Raw genomic sequence first — 24,316 nt, 5'->3', positions numbered from 1 at the left:
AGATGAATAAAAGCTATCGCTTTTATTCCCACTCGATTGTTGCAGGTGGTTTACTTGAAATATCATACACCACCCTATTTATCCCATCAACCTCATTGATAATTCTTCTTGAAATCGTTTCCAATATATCGTGTGGAATATGAGCAAACGTGGCTGTCATACCATCGGTTGCTTCTACGATTCTTACACAAACAGTATTATCATACGTTCTATTATCTCCCATAACACCCACTGATTTTACATTTAAAAGTACGGTAAAGGCTTGCCATGTTTTATCGTAATATCCAGTTGCTCTTAGAACATCTAACATAATCACATCTGCTTTTCTTAAAAGCTCTAAATCGGGCTTATTGACATCTCCCATGATTCGAATAGCAAGACCAGGCCCTGGAAATGGGTGCCGTCCAATCATTGAAGCAGGAAGTCCAAGCTCTAATCCTAAGATTCTGACTTCATCTTTGAAGATTTCTCTTAAAGGTTCAATTAACTCGAATTTCATCCAATCGGGTAATCCCCCTACGTTGTGGTGAGATTTGATTGTTTTACTTGGCCCTTTTACTGAAACAGACTCAATCACATCGGTGTAAAGCGTTCCTTGTGCTAAAAACTCAATGCCATCATGTTTTTTGGCTTCTTCATCAAAAACTTGAATAAACGTTTCACCAATGATTTTTCGTTTGGTTTCAGGGTCAGTTACCCCTGCTAATTTTGATAAAAATTGTTCGCTGGCATCAACCGTAATTAAAGGCACGCCTCGGCTTTTAAACATCGCTTCAACTTGTTCTCGCTCATTGGCTCTGAGTAAACCATTGTCCACAAATACAGAAACCAATTGATCTCCAATGGCTTCAGCTAAAAGTGTGGCAACAACAGAAGAGTCAACTCCCCCACTGACACCACAAAGCACTTTTTTATTGCCCACTTGGTCTTGGATTTTTTTAATTTGTTCTTTGGCAAAAGAACCCATGTTCCATGTGCTCTCACAATCACAAATATATTTGGCAAAGTTTTTAAGCAGTTTTGCCCCCTCAACTGAGTGATACACCTCTGGGTGGAATTGAAACGCATAGACCAATCTGTTTAAATCAGCAATGGCTGCAAAAGGCGAATTTTCACTGGTGGCAATTTTTTCAAACCCTTCAGGAATAGTCTCAACTCTGTCTCCATGACTCATCCAAACCGTTTGTCCATCTGTTGTATCTCTGAAAATATCACTCTTTTTTGCAAAATTTAATTTTGCTTTTCCATATTCATGGTGATCCGCAGCAATAACACTTCCACCAAAATATTGAGAAATAAGTTGCATACCATAACAAATTCCTAAAATGGGTAATCCTAATTCAAAAATTTTACTGTCTGGGTGGTATGAATCTTTTGCATAAACCGATGCTGGTCCACCACTTAAAATAATACCTTTGGGTGTTCGAGCCATGATATCTTCGATTTTTTCATTGTAGGGTACAATTTCGCTGTATACACCTGATTCTCTGAGTTTTCGTGCAATAATCTGTGTGTATTGACTTCCAAAGTCTAAAACTACTATTGGAACGTGTTTCATTGATATTTTCCTTTTATAATCCTATTTGTAAATAAAATAGTATCTAAAAAGGCGTTAAGTTTTGATGAAGAAAAAAGCAGAAGTACAATATAAAAGTGCCGAAGCACTTTTATACGGTTTTAAATGTGTTGAATACCCAAAATTTCGTATTGTGTATACCATACAGCAACTGAAATAAAATATCCCAAAAGAATTGTCCAAGCATATTTCATGTGTGAACCAAACGTATAAATACCATGAAGTTTTCCCATAACACCAACACCTGCGGCACTACCAAAAGAGATTAAACTTCCACCAACTCCAGCAGTTAAAGTTACAAGCATCCATTGGTCAAGTCCCATATCTGGATTGGCTTTTAAAATAGCTGACATAACAGGTACGTTATCCACAATTGCAGAAACAAAACCCACACCCACATTGGCCAAAGTTGGTCCTAGAATGTCTGGGTGATATACCATAGCAGCCAATCCTAACCAACCCACAAAATACAATGCTCCAACTGCGGCTAAAATACCAAAGAAAAACATCAATGTATTGTTTTCAATTTTAGAGATAGATTGAAAAATATTGAAATGGTCTGTACCATATTTGAGTTTTAAAGAGTAAGAGTAGAGTTTTAACAGTGACAAACCAAACATCATACCCCACATTGCAGGCAAGTGTAATACTTGGTGTGATATAACTGCACAAAAAATCGTAAATATACCTAAGCACATAACAACTTTTGAACCTTCACTCATTTTAGGTTTTGACTCAGTAGAGGCATCAAAAGCAGGAACTTCATTTGGTACAAATCGTGAAAGTAAAAATGCCGTTGTTAAGTACCCTAAAATTGCCGCTGGGAAAATATAAAAGAAGTCCGTAAAAGCCCCTTTTTCAGCAGTCCAAGCCATTAACGTTGTAATATCACCAAAAGGAGACCAAGCACCACCTGCATTCGCTGCTACAACAATATTAATTGCCCCTGGTACCAAGAAATCTTTTCTTGTTTTTTCAATGGTAATAAGAACTGTTGATAAAATAAGTGCCGTTGTTAAGTTGTCGGCAACAGGAGAGATAAAAAATGCTAAAAATCCAGTAACCCAATAGAGTTTTCGATAAGTATACCCTTTTGAAATCAAATTGTATTTTAATCGATCAAACACACCCATATGAATAAGTGACTCAATATACGTCATCGCAACAAACAAGAAGAAAAAGATTTCAGCAATTTCTAAAATCATATGTTCAGCTTCAATAGATACCAATTCCATATTCAAACCATTTATTGAATAATAAATGGCAACCAAGATAAACATAAAAGTACCAATAAATAAAGCAGGTTTTGCTTTATCGATCACATATTTCTCTTCTGCAGCTACAAAATAGTAACCAACTACAAATATTAATAGGCATGAAAACCCAACCCATGTCATAGTTAAATCTGGAATTTCTCCAACATCACCACCGCTTGTAGATGCAAAAGCAGCAACTGAAGCAAGCAACAATGTTATTAACAATTTAAACATTAATTCTCCTTGATATAATGAGCTCCCAATGAGCTTGTACGCTTTATAGCGGACGTCAAAATAGATTTTGCCGTAAGTAGCCTTAAAAATAACAGTCGCCCAACCTCTTCTTTTAAAAATGTATCAATTTGTATCAATGCTTCTTCTAAGTCCTTTTTATTCCGTGAAATGGAAGCACTTTTCCACATAATTTTTCTAAGATTTCCTTTAATGTCCTTGTCAATCTCTTTGTTACGAACATAGTTTTTTATTGGAAGTGTGTAGTTTTGAACCTCAATTTGAAATTGCTGTTTCAAACTGTGATCAACGGCAATTTTTGAAAAAACCAAACCTTCTAAAAGGGAGTTCGATGCCAATCGATTTGCACCATGAACTCCTGAACAAGCGGCTTCACCTATGGCATAAAGATTTTTCATGTTTAACACTTGCGCATTGTAATCAATGGCAATACCCCCCATGGCATAATGAAAAGCAGGGGAAATAGGCACTTTCTCAAAAGGCAACTCATAACCAAGCTCTTTAAAATTGCTGTATATATTGGGAAAACGTTTTTGAAAATATTTTTTTTCAAAGTCTTCAAACGATAAAAAGACCGCTTTTTTTGTTTTTTGATTGTAATCAAAAATGGCGCGACTGACCACATCACGTGGGGCAAGTTCAGCATCTTCGTGATAATCAAATAGAAATCTTCGGTTATCTTCGTCTACAATATGCGCCCCCTCACCTCTTAATGCTTCACTTAAAAGTGTTTTTCTGGCATAAGAGGTTCCTTTAAATACAGTAGGATGAAATTGCATCATCTCCATATCTTTTAACTCAAGCCCTTTTTCAAAACAAATGCCTTGAACTTCCCCTGCAATGGCAGTGGAATTGGTATGATATTTATACAGTGAACCAATACCCCCACTGGCAATAATGGTATTGTGAGCATAGGCTGTTTTTTGAGTGGTTTCATCGGTAAAGTATTGTACGCCGTAACAGACACCATTTTCAATAAGCAAATCACACACCACGGCATCAGCAACAATAGCATGAGGACAAACTTGAAGTAAAAACAAGTGAATCATTCGACCCGTCGCATCCCCATCGGCATGTAAAATTCTGCTTCTTGAGTGTGCCGCTTCTTTAGTAAATGCCAATTGACCTTGCTCATTTTTATCAAACTGTAAACCTGCTTGAATCAAGTCATCAATAGACGCTCTTGAGTTTTCACTCAAAATTCTCACCGCATCTTTGTTGTTGTGATTAACCCCTGCTGTTAATGTATCTTGAATATGGGGTTCAATATCACTTTTGTCCACAGCCGTGGCAACACCACCTTGGGCATAAAAAGTATTACACTCCCACGGCAATTTTTTGCACAGAAGCAAAACTTTCTTATCTTTAGGGATAAGTCGTGCTGCATTTAAACCCGCAACTCCGGTTCCTATTATTATATAATCGTAAATCATTTTGCTGTTTGTTGTTGTTCCTGATTTTGATAAACTGGGTCACCTTTGTAACCACAACCACTTAAAGATAATAAAAAACTTGCTATAATGCAAGCATGAAAAAAGTTGATGATATTCTTACTCATTTGAAGTACAGTCCTGAATTTAAAAAATTGAACACTCATACTACACTAGATAAACTAATAAACACCTTACCTTTGAAGTTAAAAAAAGGGGTCAAATTTGCCTATGTAAAAAAAGAGATTCTCTTTTTTGTACTCACACACCCTGTCTATAAAATGGAGTTTACACACAGCAAAGAACTCATACGATCGCTTTTAAAAACTTTCAGTATTGCCAATATTGAAGACATACGTTTTTTTGTCACCAATGTAATTGAAAAAAAAGAGGAAGCTCCTCAAGAAAAAGCATTTTTTGATGAACGCTCTTATGGCATATTTGAAAACAAAATTCAAGATAAAAAACTGCACCAAAAAATGGAACTCATACGAAGCATTATTAAAAGCACTTAAGTAACCGCTCTTGCTCTTTGTAATGGGGACAATAAAGTGCAACAAAATCCCAAAACTTCTTTGAATGGTTTTTGTGTTTAATGTGAGCAAGTTCATGCACCACCACATATTCAATCACACTCAAAGGAAACTTCATCAAAAAGATATTCAAACTGATACTATTGTTATAAGAACAACTTCCCCATCGGCTCTTATTTTTACGAAATTTTAACTCTGTGGGAAATAAAGACATCATATTGGAATATTTGGAAACAATTTCGGGAATACACTCCAAAGATTTTGTGCGATAAAAATCAACCACACTTTTATGTTTGGGCAAAAAAGTTTCAACATTTTCCAATTGGCCTAAATAGTAAAATTCATTTTCATCTAAAGCTTTATTTTGCAAATGCGTTATATGTTTTTCCAACCATGAAAATTTGCGTTCTACTAGAGCTTTCGCATCATTTATGGTATAAAAGGGATTGGCTCGTATTCGTATATTTTGTGCATCCATAATTTTCATATAACAGTGCTTGACTTTTGCACTTTTTATAAATTGGATGGTTACTTCAATATTATTTATTATTATGGTAAAATTCAAAATCAACCTTAAGAAACATTTTGATAAAATCCTACCAAAATTTAACATAGGAAACACGTAAATGAAAATTGCAAAAAGAATGGAAAATTTATCTCCATCAGTTACCATGGCAATTACTGCATTAGGAAGAGAACTTAAAGCTCAAGGACGAGATATTTTAAGTTTCAGTGCAGGTGAGCCTGATTTTGATACACCCGACATCGTTAAACAAGCTGCAATTGATGCAATTAAAGCTGGTCACACCAAATATACTGCGGTTGAGGGTATCAAGGAAACAAAACAAGCAATTATTACAAAATTAAAAACAGATCATGGTTTAAACTATGAGTTAAATCATATTGTTATCAGCAATGGAGCAAAACACTCTTTATTTAATCTTTTTCAAGTTTTACTTGAAGATGGGGATGAAGTAATTATTCCTGCACCATATTGGGTAACTTATCCAGAACAAGTTAAATATTCAGACGGTGTTCCTGTATTTATTGACACAGATGATTCAACCAATTTTAAAATCACACCTGAACAATTAAAAGCAGCCATAACGCCTAAAACAAAAATTTTATTGCTCAATACACCTTCAAATCCAACAGGAAGCATCTACTCAAAAGATGAACTCATTGCCATTGGAAAAGTACTTGAAGGAACCGATATTTTAGTATTGTCAGATGAAATGTATGAAAAAATCATTTACGATGGAGAAAAATTTACAGCCGCTGCACAAGTGAGCGATGACATGTTCCAAAGAACCGTTACCATCAATGGTTTAAGTAAAGCCGTTGCAATGACAGGTTGGAGATTTGGATACATTGCAACACCAAATGTAGCACTGGTGAAAGCGATGATCAATCTTCAAGGTCAAGTCACATCGAACATCAACTCAATCACTCAACACGCCTCTATTTTAGCCTTAGAAGGTAAAGCTGATGACTCTATTGAAATGATGAGAATAGAGTTTGAAAAAAGAAGAAATGTGGCACTTGAACAATTCAATGCCATCAAAGGTCTCTCTTGTGTTAAACCCCATGGTGCCTTTTATCTTTTTGTCAATATCAAAGAGGTTACCAATGACTCAATGAAATTTTGTTCTGATTTACTTGAAAAAGAGGGAGTTGCTGTTGTACCAGGACTTGCTTTTGGAACAGAAGGGTATTTTAGATTCTCATTCGCGACTGATTTGGCAAGCATTCAACAAGGTATTGCTCGAATTAAACGATTTGTAGAGAACAACTACTAAAATGACAAAACAAAAAAAAGCAACGGTCGTTTCAACTTCCGTTGCTGCTGTTTTAACTCTGATTAAGCTTGTTATTGGAATTGCCAGTGGATCGGTGGCTGTTTTGGCCTCTGCTGTGGATTCTGTTTTGGATATGTTCGTATCACTTTTTAACTATTTTGCCATCAATAACTCTGAAAAACCCGCAGATAAAACATTTAATTACGGGCGTGGGAAAATCGAAGCCTTAGCCTCTGTCATTGAAGGTACCATCATTACCATTTCGGGTCTGTTTCTGTTTTACCAAGCCATACAAAAAGCCATAAAAGGAGAAATCTCTGGTTATTTAGAGATCTCTTTAATCGTAATGATGATCTCTTTAGTAATCACTGTTTTTTTGGTTATTTTTCTGAATAGCGTTGCAAAAGAGACCAACAGCATGGTTATTAAAGCCGATGCCTTGCACTATAAAACCGACGTTTATACCAATATTGCTGTTCTGGTTTCACTTCTTCTCGTACAATCTACTGGTTATGAAATTTTTGATATTATCGTTGGTGGAACCATTTCACTCTTTATCATCTACTCGGCTTACGAACTCATACAAAATGGGGTTTTGGTTTTATTGGACAAATCTCTTGAGGAAGAGACTGTCCTCAAAATAGAAGAGATACTCTTGTCCAATGAAAAAGTCAATACCTATCATCTGCTTAAAACAAGAGAAGCGGGGCATCAAGCCTTTGTGGATGTGCATTTGGTGTTTGATTGTCTTATTACGCTCATGGAAGCCCATCGAGTTTCAGATAAAATTGAAGACACCATTCGAAAAATCAACCCCAAAAAAGATTGGATTATTACCATTCATATGGATCCATACGATGATTTTGAAATCAATGATGAGAAGTAATTCTTAAAGCAAAAATTACTGTGCGTATGTTGAACTCTCATGTTCTGCGTTGAGATTACTCAAAAGGGATGCGTACATTTGAATGTCTTCACTGAAATTCCCCAATAAATTTTTGTAATTTTCGATGGCTTTAGAGAAAAAATCACGATAATTGATGCTACTTCGTTTTTCTTTTACCACAGGGTCATTCGTTGAGGGCATTAAGAGACCATGGTTTGTAGAGATATCATTGCCATTAATGTAGTTTTGTACCCCATTGTTTAATGTAGTCATAAAAATTAAAGGGTGTTCATTACTTTCAGACAACGCAACAAAAATGGTTTTATTCACCGTGTCGTTATTGGTATACGTTGCAGCATGAAGTTTTTCAAGAACTGAGAATTTTAAATTGTCATCACTGTGTTTTGTCTGACTTTGCATTTTCTCTTGCACATTTTGTTTGATTAAAGTGGCATAATTTTTATACTCTTCAAACGTTAAATTATCTAATTGAATATAACTCATTTGTAAATACTCATCTGTATTCACGGAGAAACTCTCTGTTGTTTCATCTGGTTGTAGTGGCATATTTTGTAATATATTTGTGACATCTGTTGTGTTTATATTCATATCAATAATATTGCTACAATTATTATTTATCATGATACTATCCTTAAATTAACTCTTTTCTTAATTATATAATTTAATACATGTCATATAAATGAAAAGAGTCTCTTTTAAATCATTTTTTTAATAATTTTTTAAAAATTTAAACTAAAATTAAAATTTGTGTAGTTTTATAGTTCACTCTTCTAATATTTTGACTCAAATATTCTAAAAGCGATTTTTAGATACACTAAGCTTTTTAAAATCGAACACTATTTTTTATATGCAAGGAAAAAGTTAAATAATATGGCACTCATAGACTTACAAAACATCAATAAACAGTACGACACTAAAGTGATTTTAAAAGAGGCAAACTTTACTCTGCTTGAGGGACAAAGGGTAGCTGTTATTGGTCAAAATGGCCAAGGAAAATCAACTTTGATGAAAATCATCATGAACCAAACAGAAGCGGACAGTGGAATTTTATCCATTGATAAATCCATCAAAATTGAGATGCTTGACCAACAACCCAAATTTGCAAAGAATCTCTGCGTTAGAGATGCCATTGAAGGGCAACTTTGTGAAATTAAAGCGGCAAAAGATGAGTACGAAAAAATCACCCATGATTTAACCACCCAATATGACAACGCTGAACTGATCAACCGACAAGCCCAATTGGCAACCTATATTGACTTTCATGATGCTTGGGATTTAGACAATATGATAGAGCGAGTCTTAAAGGAGTTCCAGCTCAAAGAGTATGAACACAAAGATGTCAATCTTTTAAGCGGAGGGGAACAAAGACGAGTCTCTTTGGCAGGATTGTTGCTTAAAAAACCCGATGTTCTGCTTTTAGATGAGCCAACAAACCACTTAGATGTCTATATGGTTGAGTTTTTAGAACAACTCTTACTCAAAAACAACTTTACCCTTATTTTTATCTCACATGACCGATATTTTATTGACAATATTGCCACAAGTGTCATTGAAATTGATGGCGGAGTATTACGAAAATTCAACGGTGGATACAGCGCTTATTTGGAGCAAAAGCAACAAATACTTGAAAACATGCAAAAAGACCACGACAACTTACTCAGACTCGTTAAACGTGAAGCGCATTGGATGCAACGAGGAGTTACTGCCAGAAGAAAAAGAAATGAACGAAGAAAATCAGAATACTTTGATTTAAAAAAACAAGCCAAAAGTAACCCTGCCCAAATCAAAAAAATGTCGTTGGAACTTCAAAGAGAACAAAAAGCATTTAACTCCAATGAGGTGCAAAATAAAAAAAAGATGCTCTTTGAACTGGATGACGTTGAGAAGTCTTTGGGCGATAAACTGTTGATTAAAGATTTTACAACAAGGATTTTACAAAAAGATACCATTGCCATCGTTGGACCCAATGGAACAGGAAAATCTACCCTTCTGAAAATATTTTTAGGCAAACTGCAAATCGACAAAGGGAAGTTTAAAAAAGGCGATTTTGAAGTGGGTTATTTTGACCAACAACGAGAGATGCTCAACGATGAACAAAACATTTTAGAGGTTTTTTGTCCCAACGGAGGCGATCGTGTCACATTAAACGATGGGCGCGATATGCATGTATTTGGTTACTTAAAAAACTTTTTATTTCCCAAAGAGTATTTGGACAAAAAAGTGGGTACGTTAAGTGGAGGCGAAAAAAACAGAGTAGCACTGGCACTGCTGTTTACGAAAAAAGTGGATTGTTTGGTGCTTGATGAACCTACGAATGATTTGGATATTCCAACCATTAATATTTTAGAAGAGTATCTTCAAAACTTTCAAGGGGCACTTATTTTTGTCAGCCATGACCGATACTTTGTTGATAAAATTGCCAATAAGCTTTTTGTGTTTAAAGGGAAAAATGGCCAAATTGTGGAGAGTTTTCAACCCTACAGTGAGTATTTAGAAATCGAAAAAGAGATTGAAGATTTGGAAAACTTTGAAAAAGAGTTAAGCAAAGAGTCTCTGCAAAAATCTGCCCCTATTGCCACGAAAAAAAAGCAAAATAAATTCAGTTACAAAGAGCAAAAAGAGTATGAAACTTTGCCTCTTGAAATTGAAGCATTAGAAGCAAAAATAGATGAAATCAATGCGTGTTTGTCAAATCCTGAATGTTATGAACAAAGAGGAATAGTTGCTGTTTCTCAAGAATTAGATCAAACAAAAACACTTTATGAACAAAGCGTTGAAAGGTTTTTAGAACTTGAAGAGTTGCATGAAAGCTTTAATTAATAATTGGATATAATTATTGCCATATAAAACAAGTTAGGACAAGCTATGAGTTTAATAGAACAGTTAAAAAGTGATTTAAAAGAGGCAATGAAAGCCAAAGAGATTGTACGAAGAGACAGCATTCGAGCCATTAATACCATGATTAAACAAGTTGAAGTGGATGAAAGAAAAGAACTCAATGATGAAGATGTCATCAAACTTATTCAAAGGGGAATCAAACAAAGAGAAGAAGCTGCTTTACAATACAAAGAGGCTTCAAGAGAAGATTTATTCCAAAAAGAGATGGAACAAGTTGAAGTTTTTAAATCGTACCTTCCTCAACAACTCTCTAATGAAGAGCTTGAGTCAGGAATGAAAGCCATTATTGCCCAAGTGGGTGCTTTATCTATGAAAGATATGGGTAAAGTTATGGGGGTTGCAACCAAAAAATTTGCAGGTGTTGCAGATGGAAAACGAATCAATGAAATGGTTAAAAAACTACTAGGATAAACTATGAGTAACGAAATTGGCAAAGTGATCAAACAAACTTTTTTAAATTTAAAAGATAAAAGTATATTGGCAACTCCATCAGAGTATAACAGAGAGTTTTGTCAAGTTGCAAAAGAGTTTCAAGTCAGTGTAACAGATTGCAAAAGATTTCAAGAGTTCATTGCTCAACTCAACGATGAAGAACAAAAAGAGGTCAAAAAAAGAGACATTCAAACACCCGAAGAGATTATTCCAATTTTATTAGAGAGAATTGCAAAAAAGAATATCAGTACATTAGGTGTGATGTTATCGAACTCATTAGCACCTTCTATCAGTCTTCAATTGGATGAGAACTTAGCCAAATTCAATGTAAAAATTGGAGATGCCCCTGCTTTAATTTTTGAAGAAGATATTCAAAAAGAGATGCAAGCTTTTATTTCTAAACGATTTGAAGCCGATAAAGCCGTTGTTAAACAAAAAACAGAGGACATTGCAAAACTCGTAACACTTATGGGGAAATACCTCAAAGATGCCATTTCAACACATGCCAATGGAACAGAAAATGTCTCTGGTATCAAAGAACAAATCAAAGCCATAGATTTGACAAGAAACAATCCCAGTGACCTTTCCGAACTTCAAAATCGATTGGTCAATGCAGTTGAAACCATTGAAAGTGAGATGACACAAGTCAATAAAAACCTTGAAAGTGGAAAATCACACGTTGATAATTTACAAGATAAAATCAAAGTACTTGAATCACAACTTGAAGTGGCTCAAAAAGAGAGTGCCACCGATCACTTAACGGGTTTATTGACACGACGTTCGTATGAAAAAGAGATCAAAAGAGTAGAAAGTGATTTCACACGAAACAACAAAGAGTTTGCTGTGGTATTTTTTGATATTGATCACTTTAAAAAAGTCAATGATACCTATGGACATGATGCAGGTGATTCTATCTTAAAAACCTTTGCAAAAATACTCCAGTCACAAACACGAGAAACCGATGTTTTATGTCGATATGGCGGAGAAGAGTTTGTTGCAGTAGTACAGTTTAAACTCAAAAGAGAACTGTTGGGATATTTAAAAAGAATTAAATCAATCGTTGAACAAAATAAATTTGTTCATGAAAATAAAAAAATACATATCTCTTTTAGTGCGGGAGTTGCCTTACGTAATAAATATAAAATCTATGAAGATGCGGTTCATAAAGCAGATGAATTACTTTATGAGGCCAAAAAGAGTGGAAGAGATAAAATTGTTATAGACGATGGGAACACCATTTAAGACTTCTCTTTAATTGCCAATAGCAAGGGCATAAAGCACTTGTGTTGGCGCTCCAATAAATTCGCACACTTCATCATCGTAATACGCCCCTATCCCACTGCAACCAATCTGTAAATAGTTACTTGCAATATACAATCGATGACCAATAATACCCGCTTTTTGATACATCGCTTGATAGTTTTGACTTGTTGAAACAAGAAAAAAGGTTACGGCACTTGATTTTCCCAACTCTTGTTCTAAACACAAATAGCCCGCTTTAGAACTGAAATCACCCTCTTTTACATAGGTGTGATCTTTGTATAATCCCATGGGCATATCTTTTACACGATTAATGACACAATAAATATCAATCGTTTCATCACAATCACTGCATATGGGCTCAGTTAAAAGCTCTAATATTTTCAAAAACTCCTCTTTTTTAATGGCTTGTCGTGTAAAGTCTCGTATACTTCTTCTTTGCAATACACCCTGTTTTAAAACCTCTTTTTGGAAATTAAATGCAGGTTTTTGAATTTGTCGTTGTGGATTTTTTATTTTTACACTCTTTTTGTAAGCATTTTCAATCACAAGATTTTCTTCAAAATAGTAACTGCCATCCACCAAGGGCAAATCCAATTTTATGGGCGTTACTTTTATCTTTGAAGCTGAACCCACCACCACAGAGGAGAGAAAAAACTCACTTGAATCAAAACCAAAAAGAGTGTTTAATGCCACGTGATTACAATCATACACAAGGTTATACTCCAAATGATGAATATAGGCACTCATTTCTATGCATCCCAACAGATGCCCTGCATCCAGTAAACAGTACCGAAACGCTCTGTTTTTATATTTCCAAGAGGAGCGATAATACACAGCAGAGACAAAAAAGATAAACCCATTGATTTGTTCTTTCATATTCAAGTACGGTTCAATGCCATCCTCGTTTAACTCTTTTAAAAGACTCAAAGATGTCGTGCGAATATCCAGATGATAAATCCCATCAGGAATATCTTTGTTATTTCTGCTTTGAAAATATATTTCATTGGGATAAAGTGCCCCTGCACTGGGATTGATTCTTAAATAATACTCCACTCCTGGATAACTTTTTGTTGCATTGATGCTTGCAATATAGTAGATAAAAGAGTGGGTGGGGTTATCCAAATTCAAAGCAAGTCGTTTGTATTGTTTTGGATATGATTTAAATACGGTGGGTTGATGATCCCAATCGAGACGATTGGGATTGCTTCGTACGGAATAGTATGAATGTTTTGTTTGTTCATGATAACTCATGTTTTGTTTAAAATCCATATAACTCTTTTTGTTTTAGTTTAACAAAAGAACCCATATTGGAAATAAAAATAATGAAATAATACAAAATATTTAAGTATCAGTTAGATTACGGCAAGATTTCGTTAGAATTATTATCATTGCATGACTTGTACATTATAAAGAGGATTATATGATTAACCTAACTTTGATTATTATAGAAGATGATATTTTACTCAGTCAAAAAATTGAACGAATTTTAAAAAGAGAAGTGAGTCGTGTTCATCTGTTTAACAGTGCAGTCGAAGCGCTTCTTCATATCGACAAGTTACAACCAGATATTATTTTAACCGATATTAAAATGCCCGAAATGACAGGCTTAGAGATGGTTGAAATTCTTCGCCAAAAAGGGCAAAATACAAAAGTCATCATAGCATCAGCTTTCAGTGAACCAAGCTATTTCCAAAAAGCCATTAAACTCAAAGTAGAAAATTTTTTAGTCAAACCCATTGATATTGGAGAGTTACTCTCATTACTTATTGATATAGAAAGACATTTAACCATCGAGCAAGCATATCACGCAAAAAATAAACTTTTAAATGAGTACAAACAAATTGTGGATGAGAGCAATCATGTAACCAAAACCGATATAAAAGGTATCATTACGTATGCCAATGAAAAGTTCAGCAAATTAAGTGGTTATTCCATAGAAGAACTCATTGGAAGCCCACATAATATTGTACGCCATGAAGATATGGCAGCTGCATTTTTCAAAAGATTGTGGCAAACCGTTTTAGACAAAAAAACATGGCATGGTACCATTAAAAGCAAAGCTAAAAATGGAGAACCATTTTTTATTGAGACAACCATTGCCCCTATTTTGGATGAAAACAATAATATTGTAGAATTTATCTCAATAAAAAACAATGTAACAGAGTTAATCAACAATAAAAGAGATTTACAAAAAGAGATTGTTACAGACAGATTAACAGGTATTCCCAATAGAATTAAATTGACCCATGATATTACTACAATAAAAAATCCTTCCATCATTCTTTTGGATATAGAAAAATTTCATGAAACCAATAACCTTTTTGGTTTAGATTTTGGGGATAAAGTTCTCATCTACATTGCACAAAAGTTAGGCACTATTTGCGATAAACTGCACTTCAAATACTATCGTATTTCAGCCGATGAGTTTATCTTATTGTCACAAGAAGAAGATTCCAATTTACTTATAAAACTGATTGAACAAATTGAAGATGAAATTAAAACCCATCCTTTTGAAAATAACAATATCTCTTTTGATATTGATATCTCATATGGAGTGGTTGTCGCTTCTTCTGACACGCAAAACAATATGCTCATTGGAATGGCAGAATCGGCGTTAAGTGATGCCAGAAAATCTCACAAATTGTACTCCATTTATACCCATGAAAGAAATCAACAAAAAGCGTATGAATACAATTTTGAATGGACAAAAAAAATCAAACAAGCGTTAGTTGAAAACAGAATAGATATCTATTATCAACCTATACTCTCAACAAAATCAAATAAAATCGAAAAGATAGAGTGCTTAGTCAGATTTCTTGAAGAGAATGGAGACGTCATATCTCCCAACTTTTTTCTACATGTAGCAAAACGCTCAAGACTCTACAATGAAATTACAAAATTTGTCATCAGCAAAGCGTGTGAAACCTTTGCTTCACGAACTGAGAAATTCAGTATCAATCTCTCCATTGAAGATATTATAGAGAGTTCAACCATCCAATATTTGATTAAAGAGGTCAAAAAACATGCTTTGGAAAATCGGATGGTGATAGAAATCCTTGAATCAGAAGGGATTGATAACTATGCTCAAGTTATTGAAGTCATTGAAGAGTTAAAATCTTTTGGTATAGAGATTGCCATCGATGATTTTGGAACAGGATACTCAAACTTTTCACACTTGGTCAGTTTGGATATTGATATACTTAAAATTGATGGTTCCCTTATTAAAGATCTCCATGTCAATGCCAGTGCACGTTCTATTGTGCGTTCAATTCTAAGCTTTACTCAAGAATTGGGAATTAAAACCGTAGCTGAATTTGTCAGTTCAAAAGAGTTATACGACATTGTCAAAGAGTTAGGGGTAGATTATGCGCAAGGATACTATATCAGTAAACCTCTTTCAAAAATAGAGTTAGACAATCTGTCATGAGTTTTCAAAAAGAGAAGTATTGGATTGTACTTTTTATAGCAGTATGCATCTCGTTAATACTGTTTGGCAATGTTTTTTATTTGAGTAAAAACAGTCTGATTAACTCACAAATTAATCAAATTGAAACCGAACATGAATTTATTAAAAAACAAATTCATGATTTTACTACGGATAAAAAAAATCAATTTTTAATGATGAGTGAACATAAAAGCATCATCGATTATATTGAAAATCCTACAGAACAAAACAACCAAAATGTCAAAAAACTTTTTTACAATATTCTTAAAGCCAATCAAAACATGATGCAAATACGAATTCTAAATCACTTAGGTGATGAGCTCATTAAAATCGATAAAGATTTGAACAATCACATTGAAACCATTTCAGACACACAACTGCAAAACAAAGCACAAAGAGGCTATTTTCGCGCATTTAATAAACTTAAAACAAAAGAGCTTGGATTTTCTGGCTTAGATTTAAATCAGGAGTTTGGAGTAGTTGAAAAACCCTTTCGTGAGACCATCCGTGCGGCTATGCCTGTGTATACTAAAAAGGGTTCTAAATATATTATTATCATCAACTACTATATGGGGAATTGGTTAAAAGATTTTCTGCATTCATCGTTTGTCGATATCTATTTAATTGATCATAACGGATACTTCATCTTACATGCAAATCCAAAATTTAATTGGTCAAAATATATCAAAAAGCCATTAAAAGTCTACCAAGATGAAGAGATAAATAAAGTTTTTGACAATAATTTTGAAGGGACTCAATTTGTTATTTCCAATGAATATATTATTACAAATCTCACTTTTATAGACAATATAAAATACAAAATTATCTACAAAACAAAAACTGAAATTGAACAAAATCTGTTTGAACATCTGAAAATCATAGCTGTTATGATTGTGTTTGGACTTTTTCTGCCCATTTTACCTTTGATAAAAATTATCTTCAATTATATCAATAAAATTCAAAGTTCAAAAGAGACGATAAAAGAGAAAGAACAACGATTAAACAGCATTTTCAATAATACTTTTGATGCCATTATTATTATTAATGATAATGGCATTATTGAACAAATCAATAAGGCAACCCACTCTATTTTTGGATACACCAAGGAAGAACTTATCGGTAAAAATGTCAATATCTTAGTTCCCGAACCCCATCATCATAAACATGACAATTATATTAAAAATCACAGCAAAGAGATCCGTTCAAAAATCATCAATGAACAAAGAGACCTTTTTGGATTGCATAAAAATGGAACTCAAATTCCCATAAGTTTAGCGGTAACTCAAATGTATCTTAATGACAATCTCTTTTTTATAGGTACAATAAGAGATGTCAGCAAATTCAAAGAGCTGGAAGAAAAAGAGAAACAACAAGAGTTAATGCTCATGCAACAATCAAAACTCGCTTCCATGGGAGAAATGGTTGCTGCAATTGCTCATCAATGGAGACAACCACTTAACTCCATTGGAATAACCATTCAAGATCTATCGTACGCTTTTAAATACAATGAACTTAACGAAGAGTATATAAAAAATTCTCAAGAAGAGATCATGCAGCAACTCAATCATATGTCTCAAACCATTGATGAGTTTAGAAACTTTTTCAAAAAGAGCGACAATAAAGAAATTTTTGACATTTTTACAGCAATTAAAGAGATTATCAAACTCTCATGGGCACAATTCAAAGCACATGATATCTCTATTGAGTTATATTATTGCCAAAACAATACCCTTTTTCATTATGAAGAACTTGATAATAAAGAGCTAAAAGGGTTACAAATAGTTGGAGCCTCAGCTGATTTCAAACAAGTGATTTTAAATTTAATTAATAATGCCAAAGATGCCATATTGGACATTAAAGATAAAAAAGAGAAACAAAACTGCATTAAAATTATAGTAGAAGATAATGAAAAAGAGATTTATATCAAAGTCAATGACTTAGCAGGAGGAATACTCCAAGAGAACAGCAGCAGAATTTTTGAACCCTATTTTACATCAAAAGAGATGGGTACTGGATTGGGATTATATATTTCAAAAACCATTGTTGAGCACTCATTTAATGCTTCCATTAGATATACACTCACCGAAGAAAAAATCAACGGTACTTTTTATAATGGAAGTTCTTTTATCATCACAATGAACAAACCAAAGATCAAATAACTCGCCTATTTTAAAAACAAAGAAGTGCATTAATACGAAGATTGGACTCTTTAATTCGTTCATAAGGTATATTTTTGTTTAGCACCTCTTCGTAAATGGTATTGATTAACTCTTCGAGATCATTGTGTGCCAATTGATTGCCAAACAGAAGCAAATCAACGCCAGAATTAATCGCCAAAGTAACCGTTTGTTTCAAAGTATAGTGCTCTTTAATTGCAGCCATTTGCAAATCATCGCTGATAATAACGTGATTGTAGTGAAGTTGTTCTCTTAAGAGTTGAGTATTGATTTTATACGATAACGTTGCGGGATACGTATCATCTAAATATTGATTAAAGACATGGGCTGTCATAATCATTTTAACGCTATTGGCGTTAATGAGTTCTACGTAAGGTTCAAGCTCTTTTGGGTTCCAAGTAGCTGTAATATCAACAAAACCTTTGTGGGAATCTCCTAATGAAGAACCATGTCCAGGAAAGTGCTTTAAAACAGAAATCACCCCCTCTTTTTGCAACGCATGTATAAAAACTTTAGCATATTTGCTCACAATCTTAGGGTCACTGCTGTATGCACGTTGCAGTTGATATATCACACTGTTATTGGGATTAACAGCCAAATCAACAACCGGAGCAAAATTGGTATTAATACCACTGTTTTTTAAGGTTTTTGCGAGTTTTTCATATTCAACTGATGCTTTTTTTAACCCCTCTTTTGCCACTTCTTGTGCACTCATTGTATTTTCAAAACCATAAATGGGTTTCATTCGTTGAACACGTCCACCCTCTTGATCTGTGCCAATGAGTAAAGGCATCACGGAAGCTTGTTGCAGTTTGCTTGTCAATAATTTAAGCTGTTGGGGAGAGTCGATGTTTTTTATTTTATCTTTTTGTTTATAAAATCGGTCAAATAAAATCACCCCACCCAAATTGTATTTTTTTATCTGTTGAATAATAGCACTATTGTCATCAACATGCGCATTTTCAAAACCAACAACCAGCATTCGGCCAATCTCTTTTTTTAAACTCACTTCATCAAATTGAGTTTCAAACGCCCACAAATTTAAAAAAATTACCGATATAAAAAAGAGTATTTTGAGCATATAATTCCCATGTAAAAAGCCAGAGTTATTGTTGTATACATCCCATAAATCGGATAAATTTTGCTAAGTGTTCTTTTGATAAATCCTCAAGCATTTCACCGCACATAATTTTAAAAGCGTGAAAAGAGCTCATTCTGTCTTTATAAGTTCTTCGGGTTGTTAATGCATTAAAAACATCACAAATAGAGACAATCTTTGCCAATTCACAGATTTCGTTGGCATAAAGGCCTTTAGGATACCCTTTCCCATTGCATTTTTCATGATGCTGACCAATAGCAACTAACAAATCTCTATCTTCTTCACCCAACTCTTCTAACATTTTTACACTCAAAGTAGGATGTTCTTTAACAATTTCAAACTCTTCGAGGGTCAAAGCACCATTTTTTGTGATGATTTTATTGTCAATGCCTTTTTTTCCTAAATCATGCAACATGGCAGCTTTTCCCAACGTCTCTAAATCGTGTTGGCATAAGTTTAAATAAATTCCAAAACCAATGGCATAAGCTGCTACATCAACACAATGTGTATAGGTATAATAATCATAAGAAGTCACTTTTAGCATAGCGTATAATGCATTAGATTCATTGAGCATCAGTTTAATGGTATCATTAATCACCGAATTAATTTTAATCAAGTTTTCAGAAGTTACTTCACTCTCAAAAAGATCATTCATAGTAGTCGAAGCAATTTGATTAATTAAAGAGACTTTACTTTCAATAGAGACTTCTTTGTTGTCAATAATATTTGAAATATGCGATTGAATATACTCTTGATACAATCTTCTGTCTTTGGCATTAATATAAACAAGATTATCAGAAAAAGACAACTTTTTCCCATTAATTTGATTTAATACCTTGTCTTTTTTTAGAATAAGTGTAAATATCTTTTCATCCACTTTTCTATATAAGTTATAAGGATAAACATTGCCCTCTTCTAGTATATCTTTTGCAATAGGCGTAAATAAAAAATCGTTTCTATTCATGAAGTCTTCTTAATCTTTTTTATTATTTTTTATATAGTATACCAAATTTTTATTTATTAAATAAAGATTTTATAATTTAACACTGACTTTCTTATTACAATCATTTTTATTATTATTATTAAATAACTTTATATATTATTAGCTTATTTATTAAGGCTCAAGCCGATTTATTTCCCAGGTATTATCTTCAAGTAATCGGTATTCAAATCTGTCATGTAATCTGTCTTGCCCACCTTGCCAAAACTCTATCACAGTAGGTTTGAGCAAATAACCACCCCAAAAAGAGGGAAAAGGGACTTCTCCTTTTAAAAACTTGTTTTTCATTTCGTTAAATTTTGCTTCCAACAAACTTCTTGAACTGATAATTTCACTTTGATGTGAAATATAAGCGCCAATTTGACTCCCTTTTGGGCGAGATAAAAAGTATTTTAAAGAGTCCGTTTTACTGATTTGCTCTATGGTTCCTTCAATTTTAACTTGTCGTTCCAGAGGCAACCAAGCAAAATGGAGTGCTGCTTTTGGATTTTGTTCAATTTGTTTGGCTTTTTTACTTTTATAATTGGAAAAAAAAACAAAACCGTTTTCATCATAAATTTTAAGCAATACCGTTCTGATTGAGGGCATCATATCTTCACCTACGGTGGCTAAACTCATGGCATTGGGCTCTAAAAGTTTTGCATCCAAAGCGTGATTAAACCACTTTTCAAACTGTTTTAAAGGTGTAGACTCTAAATCTTTTCGATGCAAGGATTGCGTAGAATACTCTTGACGCATTTGCTCTAACTGCATAGTTACTCTTTTCTTTTAAAGATGATAATTTAATCTTTATACTTATCTCGTATTGCTTTAAATGCTTCAACATTATCCATAAATAAATCAATCAAAGTGGGATCAAAATGTATCTCTTTTTCACGAAGCAGTAAGTCAAATATTTTTTCATCGTCCCATGCTTTTTTATAACATCTGTCACTTCCCAGTGCATCAAATACATCCGCAATGGCAGTAATTCGTCCATAAATATGTATTTTTTCAGCTTTTAGTTTTCTGGGATATCCTGAACCATTCCACTTTTCATGATGCTCTCTTGCAACAATTGCTGCTGCTTTTAACACTTCTCTTTTACTGTTTTTTAAAATGTTATACCCAATTACAGAGTGTGTTTTCATGATTTTCCACTCTTGGGGAGTCAATTTCCCTGGTTTATTCAAAATGGCATCGGGGATACCCACTTTCCCAATATCATGCATCGGACTTGCTGTAAATAAAATGTCTGCTTCTTTACTGCTTAATCCATACAATTCAGCTAAACGTTTTGAATACTCTGCCACTCGCTTAACGTGATTGCCCGTCTCTTTACTTCTGGTTTCACCAATTTCACCCATTTTATAAACAATTTCTCTTTGGGTGGCTTCAAGCTCTTCATGCAACTCAACAACTTCAGTAATATCTTGTCGTATTCCCATATACTCCAAAATTTCACCTTTTGAATTTTTAATGGGAACAACGGTCGAAATGAAATGGTGTAATTTGCCTTTTTTAGAAAAGTTATGTAACTCTCCTTTCCAAATATTGTTTTGTTGTATATCCTCCCAAATGGATTCAATGTATTCATCTTTCACATCATCAGATCGCTTTATATATGAATAAGGTTGACCAATTAACTCTTTGGGTGTATATCCCATTAAATTATAAAATGATTGATTGGCATAAAGAATTTTTTTATCTTTATCGATACGAATGATAATATTGCTTTTATCTATGGCTTCTTCATAAAGTTTTGAAAGTACCATCATTTCAGCAAAATTGTTTTTGGTAATACTGAACTGTTTTTCCAAATACTCTTTTGCTGTTTCAATTTCAGTAATATCCGTACGAATACCAATATACTCTATGATCTTTCCATTGGCATCTAAAATTGGGTTAATAATGGTTTGCACCCAATAGGCATTTCCATCTTTTTTTCTGTTTTTAACTTTTCCCACCCAAGGCTGCTTAAGATTTTTAAGGGTATGCCACATTTTTTTAAATGTGGCTGCTTTCATATCAGGATGTCGTACGATATTATGTGGCCGTCCTAAAAGTTCATTTTGGCTGTAACCAGAAATATTACAAAAGGCTTCATTGACATAAGTAATGACCCCTCTTGGATCTGTTTTTGAAACAATAGAACTTCTGTCGACAGTGTTTTTGTATTGCTCTAAAAGTTGGGTTGAACATAACAATTTTTCACTTTTAATCTTACTGTTAATCCACATATCCACTTTTAAAATAAGCTCTTCAATCTCATAAGGCTTTTTAATAACATCACACACGCCCATTCTTAAAGCATCTTTTAAAACAGTGCTTTTAAAATTACTTGTCACAAACAAAATAGAAATTTTCAATTCATTGATGATGTAGTTGTGGTGTTGCAGTATAAAATCCAAACCGTTGTCATTTTCTATATCAATATTTAAAATAAGCAAATCAATGTTTTTTGCCTTAAGAAGGGTGAAAATATTATGGGTACTCTTTGCCGTAATGACATTATAATTTCTGTTTTGAAATACCGTTTGAAACTTATTTTGAGTCTCTTGGTCATTCTCAACCAATAAAATAGAGTGATATCTGTTCTGTTCTATTTGCTGTATCATCTGATGTAAGTTGTTCATCTCAAACACAAAGTTACTGTTTTTATTAAAGTACTCAATAACACCAAATTTGTAAAAAAAGTCTATATTGTTATGTTCATGATTGCATATTAAAAAGATTTTAATCCCTCTATCATAACAATATTTAAGCAATGAATATTCATTTTCTTTGGGTATATCACAATTGATGATGGCATAATGAATATTATTTTCGTCAATAATTCTTTGAGCTTCCAACTCATTTTTGCTGTATAAAAGATGGTAACTATAGTTTTTGAAACTGCTTTTAATGATATTTAATGATATTTTAGAGTGTTCAACAATTAAAATATTATACAAAGCTGTATCTATTTGAAACTCTTTAAAAGAACTGCAATCCATATTTCCCTCTTTTATTTTGTTTAATATAACCAAAGCTTAATTAATAATATATAAAGTGACTGTTTTATAATCAGTTATTCATAAAAATAATTTGATTCTGCTTACTGTTTAATCTCTTTTTTCTCATTTTATATCTGACTTCAAACATCTTTTTCAGTTCTTTCAAATGGATTATGCTACGCCCTTTGCATTCTTAATTTTTTTATTTCTCTTATTTCTCGAATGGGTTCAGAAGTGAGTTTAGAGAAATAGTCTCCTTGAACATAATCAACTCCGATACTTTTAATCATTTCTAACTCATCAACCGTTTTAACCCCTTCTGCTAAGACCTTGATATTATTCTCTTGTGCGATAGTATACAAAGCTTTATAAACAGATTGTTGGAATTCACTTTGGTCAATTCTGTCTATGACATTTCCATCTATTCTAATTATATCAGGTTTAAAATCTATGAGCATATTTAAACTTGAATACCCTTCTCCCACATTATCTAATGCTATATTATAACCTTTGTCTCTGTAATAGTTTAAGATACGTTTGAGATGTTTTTGATGTTTTTCAGAGTTACTTTCTACTACTTCAAATACAATTTGAGAGGGGTTAATTTTTGCCCATTTCTTTGCTAAAGCAAAATAAAATTCTGGCTTATAAATTGCCATTGGTATAAAATTTATAAATACTTTTTCAGTAATTTTTTTACTCGCAGCAGATTTTAATGCCGTTTCCCTACAAAGTCTGCCCAATTTAAAAATCAAATCATTTTGTTTTGATTTTTCAAATAATATATCAGGTGACATCAATGTCCCATCTTCTTTTACCCCAAAAATCACTGTTTGATACCCATAAATTGTATTGTCATGCATATTAATTATAGGTTGAAAATATGATTTTAAAGATTTATGATTGATGATATCAAAAAACTCTTTATCTTCTAAAATATTGATATATTTTTGCAAAGGTTTAGCTAAGAGTATTGATTGATAACTGAAAGGACTATCACCTAAATATTCGATAAATACTTTGATATCATCTCTTTGTGAGTCATTAAAAGTAGCATTAAAAACATCAATATTATCAGAAAAAAATTCTCTGGTATTTTTCACATCAAGTATCAATATCCCTTTTGAAAAGACCACTTTAAATCCAAGTTCTTTAAAAAATATGATACTTTTATCTATAAGCTCATCAAATTCACTTAAAAAATATACATTCGACGCTCTCTTTTTTAATACTATTTTTTTATTACATCTATTATTTGGCATTTAATATCCTCT

Annotated in this window: 19 protein-coding genes; 8 read left to right on the top strand and 11 right to left on the bottom strand. The window is 33.2% G+C overall.

Annotation, left to right across the window (positions count from 1 at the left end; genetic code table 11):
* Positions 1–22: 22 nt before the first annotated feature.
* The 3 genes from guaA to nadB all read right to left on the bottom strand — a co-directional run bounded on the left by guaA (position 23) and on the right by nadB (position 4,517).
* Positions 23–1,558, bottom strand: coding sequence for a glutamine-hydrolyzing GMP synthase (gene guaA / locus ACNI3C_RS09425; RefSeq protein WP_419769554.1), 1,536 nt, complete (start codon positions 1,556–1,558; stop codon positions 23–25).
* A gap of 119 nt (positions 1,559–1,677) precedes the next feature.
* Complete coding sequence (gene nhaD / locus ACNI3C_RS09420) at positions 1,678–3,066, bottom strand: sodium:proton antiporter NhaD (protein WP_419769553.1); 1,389 nt, start codon at positions 3,064–3,066, stop codon at positions 1,678–1,680.
* A complete protein-coding gene (gene nadB / locus ACNI3C_RS09415; RefSeq protein ID WP_419769552.1) occupies positions 3,066–4,517 on the bottom strand; it encodes an L-aspartate oxidase in 1,452 nt (483 codons plus the stop codon). Before nadB ends, nhaD begins: the two co-directional genes overlap by 1 nt.
* A gap of 95 nt (positions 4,518–4,612) precedes the next feature.
* On the opposite strand from nadB, the gene ACNI3C_RS09405 reads away from it, so the two are divergent.
* Positions 4,613–5,029: a DUF721 domain-containing protein gene (locus ACNI3C_RS09405; RefSeq protein ID WP_419769550.1), complete on the top strand. Its 417-nt coding sequence runs from the start codon at positions 4,613–4,615 to the stop codon at positions 5,027–5,029.
* Here ACNI3C_RS09405 and ACNI3C_RS09400 read toward each other — a convergent pair.
* Positions 5,016–5,612, bottom strand: coding sequence for a M48 family metallopeptidase (locus ACNI3C_RS09400; protein ID WP_419769549.1), 597 nt, complete (start codon positions 5,610–5,612; stop codon positions 5,016–5,018). The genes ACNI3C_RS09405 and ACNI3C_RS09400 overlap by 14 nt on opposite strands.
* Positions 5,613–5,673: 61 nt before the next feature.
* On the opposite strand from ACNI3C_RS09400, the gene ACNI3C_RS09395 reads away from it, so the two are divergent.
* Both ACNI3C_RS09395 and ACNI3C_RS09390 read left to right on the top strand, forming a co-directional pair.
* Complete coding sequence (locus ACNI3C_RS09395; RefSeq protein ID WP_419769548.1) at positions 5,674–6,846, top strand: pyridoxal phosphate-dependent aminotransferase; 1,173 nt, start codon at positions 5,674–5,676, stop codon at positions 6,844–6,846.
* A 1-nt stretch (position 6,847) separates the two neighbouring features.
* A complete protein-coding gene (locus ACNI3C_RS09390; RefSeq protein WP_419769547.1) occupies positions 6,848–7,732 on the top strand; it encodes a cation diffusion facilitator family transporter in 885 nt (294 codons plus the stop codon).
* 15 nt (positions 7,733–7,747) lie between these two features.
* Here ACNI3C_RS09390 and ACNI3C_RS09385 read toward each other — a convergent pair whose 3' ends face one another.
* Positions 7,748–8,374, bottom strand: coding sequence for a hypothetical protein (locus ACNI3C_RS09385; RefSeq protein ID WP_419769546.1), 627 nt, complete (start codon positions 8,372–8,374; stop codon positions 7,748–7,750).
* A 249-nt stretch (positions 8,375–8,623) separates the two neighbouring features.
* Here ACNI3C_RS09385 and abc-f point away from each other — a divergent pair, with 249 nt between their 5' ends.
* From abc-f to ACNI3C_RS09370, 3 genes are read left to right on the top strand one after another with little or no spacing between them, the layout of a single operon-like run.
* Entirely contained in the window at positions 8,624–10,573 is a 1,950-nt protein-coding gene (abc-f, locus tag ACNI3C_RS09380; protein WP_419769545.1) for a ribosomal protection-like ABC-F family protein, read from the top strand.
* A 45-nt stretch (positions 10,574–10,618) separates the two neighbouring features.
* Positions 10,619–11,062: a GatB/YqeY domain-containing protein gene (locus ACNI3C_RS09375; protein WP_419769544.1), complete on the top strand. Its 444-nt coding sequence runs from the start codon at positions 10,619–10,621 to the stop codon at positions 11,060–11,062.
* A gap of 3 nt (positions 11,063–11,065) precedes the next feature.
* Positions 11,066–12,325 (top strand): GGDEF domain-containing protein, encoded by a 1,260-nt coding sequence (locus ACNI3C_RS09370; protein WP_419769543.1) that lies wholly within the window; start codon positions 11,066–11,068, stop codon positions 12,323–12,325.
* Positions 12,326–12,334: 9 nt separating this feature from the next.
* Here the strand turns inward: ACNI3C_RS09370 and ACNI3C_RS09365 are convergent, their stop codons facing one another.
* Positions 12,335–13,615, bottom strand: a complete 1,281-nt coding sequence (locus tag ACNI3C_RS09365) for a SagB family peptide dehydrogenase (protein ID WP_419769542.1) — start codon at positions 13,613–13,615, stop codon at positions 12,335–12,337.
* A 151-nt stretch (positions 13,616–13,766) separates the two neighbouring features.
* On the opposite strand from ACNI3C_RS09365, the gene ACNI3C_RS09360 reads away from it, so the two are divergent.
* Positions 13,767–15,773: an EAL domain-containing protein gene (locus ACNI3C_RS09360; RefSeq protein ID WP_419769541.1), complete on the top strand. Its 2,007-nt coding sequence runs from the start codon at positions 13,767–13,769 to the stop codon at positions 15,771–15,773.
* Complete coding sequence (locus ACNI3C_RS09355; RefSeq protein ID WP_419769540.1) at positions 15,770–17,950, top strand: PAS domain-containing sensor histidine kinase; 2,181 nt, start codon at positions 15,770–15,772, stop codon at positions 17,948–17,950. The genes ACNI3C_RS09360 and ACNI3C_RS09355 overlap by 4 nt, the downstream gene beginning before the upstream one ends.
* Positions 17,951–17,960: 10 nt before the next feature.
* Here ACNI3C_RS09355 and ACNI3C_RS09350 read toward each other — a convergent pair whose 3' ends face one another.
* From ACNI3C_RS09350 to ACNI3C_RS09330, 5 genes are all read right to left on the bottom strand, one after another.
* Positions 17,961–19,049 (bottom strand): glycoside hydrolase family 3 protein, encoded by a 1,089-nt coding sequence (locus ACNI3C_RS09350; RefSeq protein ID WP_419769539.1) that lies wholly within the window; start codon positions 19,047–19,049, stop codon positions 17,961–17,963.
* Positions 19,050–19,074: 25 nt separating this feature from the next.
* A complete protein-coding gene (locus ACNI3C_RS09345; protein ID WP_419769538.1) occupies positions 19,075–20,031 on the bottom strand; it encodes an HD-GYP domain-containing protein in 957 nt (318 codons plus the stop codon).
* Positions 20,032–20,181: 150 nt separating this feature from the next.
* Complete coding sequence (pdxH, locus tag ACNI3C_RS09340; protein ID WP_419769537.1) at positions 20,182–20,820, bottom strand: pyridoxamine 5'-phosphate oxidase; 639 nt, start codon at positions 20,818–20,820, stop codon at positions 20,182–20,184.
* A 29-nt stretch (positions 20,821–20,849) separates the two neighbouring features.
* Positions 20,850–23,042 carry a PAS domain S-box protein gene (locus tag ACNI3C_RS09335; RefSeq protein ID WP_419769536.1) on the bottom strand — a complete coding sequence of 731 codons (2,193 nt, stop codon included), beginning with the start codon at positions 23,040–23,042 and terminating at the stop codon, positions 20,850–20,852.
* Between the two features lie 176 nt (positions 23,043–23,218).
* Positions 23,219–24,304 (bottom strand): EAL domain-containing protein, encoded by a 1,086-nt coding sequence (locus ACNI3C_RS09330; RefSeq protein WP_419769535.1) that lies wholly within the window; start codon positions 24,302–24,304, stop codon positions 23,219–23,221.
* Positions 24,305–24,316: the final 12 nt, after the last annotated feature.

The sequence above is a fragment of the Marinarcus sediminis (SeqCode) genome (genome assembly GCF_048571275.1).
Lineage (GTDB): Bacteria > Campylobacterota > Campylobacteria > Campylobacterales > Arcobacteraceae > Marinarcus > Marinarcus sediminis.
The sequence above is the reverse complement of the archived record's forward strand: the minus strand, read 5'-3'. Positions and strand labels throughout refer to the sequence as shown.

Bases quoted from the DNA above. Each gene is read 5' to 3' on its own strand.
- ACNI3C_RS09385 (WP_419769546.1), bottom strand. From the start codon at position 8,374: ATGATAAATAATAATTGTAGCAATATTATTGATATGAATATAAACACA.
- pdxH (WP_419769537.1), bottom strand. From the start codon at position 20,820: ATGCAGTTAGAGCAAATGCGTCAAGAGTATTCTACGCAATCCTTGCAT.
- ACNI3C_RS09390 (WP_419769547.1), top strand. From the start codon at position 6,848: ATGACAAAACAAAAAAAAGCAACGGTCGTTTCAACTTCCGTTGCTGCT.
- nadB (WP_419769552.1), bottom strand. From the start codon at position 4,517: ATGATTTACGATTATATAATAATAGGAACCGGAGTTGCGGGTTTAAAT.
- ACNI3C_RS09405 (WP_419769550.1), top strand. From the start codon at position 4,613: ATGAAAAAAGTTGATGATATTCTTACTCATTTGAAGTACAGTCCTGAA.
- ACNI3C_RS09370 (WP_419769543.1), top strand. From the start codon at position 11,066: ATGAGTAACGAAATTGGCAAAGTGATCAAACAAACTTTTTTAAATTTA.
- ACNI3C_RS09395 (WP_419769548.1), top strand. From the start codon at position 5,674: ATGAAAATTGCAAAAAGAATGGAAAATTTATCTCCATCAGTTACCATG.
- ACNI3C_RS09375 (WP_419769544.1), top strand. From the start codon at position 10,619: ATGAGTTTAATAGAACAGTTAAAAAGTGATTTAAAAGAGGCAATGAAA.
- ACNI3C_RS09335 (WP_419769536.1), bottom strand. From the start codon at position 23,042: ATGGATTGCAGTTCTTTTAAAGAGTTTCAAATAGATACAGCTTTGTAT.
- ACNI3C_RS09360 (WP_419769541.1), top strand. From the start codon at position 13,767: ATGATTAACCTAACTTTGATTATTATAGAAGATGATATTTTACTCAGT.
- ACNI3C_RS09330 (WP_419769535.1), bottom strand. From the start codon at position 24,304: ATGCCAAATAATAGATGTAATAAAAAAATAGTATTAAAAAAGAGAGCG.
- abc-f (WP_419769545.1), top strand. From the start codon at position 8,624: ATGGCACTCATAGACTTACAAAACATCAATAAACAGTACGACACTAAA.
- ACNI3C_RS09345 (WP_419769538.1), bottom strand. From the start codon at position 20,031: ATGAATAGAAACGATTTTTTATTTACGCCTATTGCAAAAGATATACTA.
- ACNI3C_RS09355 (WP_419769540.1), top strand. From the start codon at position 15,770: ATGAGTTTTCAAAAAGAGAAGTATTGGATTGTACTTTTTATAGCAGTA.
- guaA (WP_419769554.1), bottom strand. From the start codon at position 1,558: ATGAAACACGTTCCAATAGTAGTTTTAGACTTTGGAAGTCAATACACA.
- ACNI3C_RS09350 (WP_419769539.1), bottom strand. From the start codon at position 19,049: ATGCTCAAAATACTCTTTTTTATATCGGTAATTTTTTTAAATTTGTGG.
- ACNI3C_RS09365 (WP_419769542.1), bottom strand. From the start codon at position 13,615: ATGGATTTTAAACAAAACATGAGTTATCATGAACAAACAAAACATTCA.
- nhaD (WP_419769553.1), bottom strand. From the start codon at position 3,066: ATGTTTAAATTGTTAATAACATTGTTGCTTGCTTCAGTTGCTGCTTTT.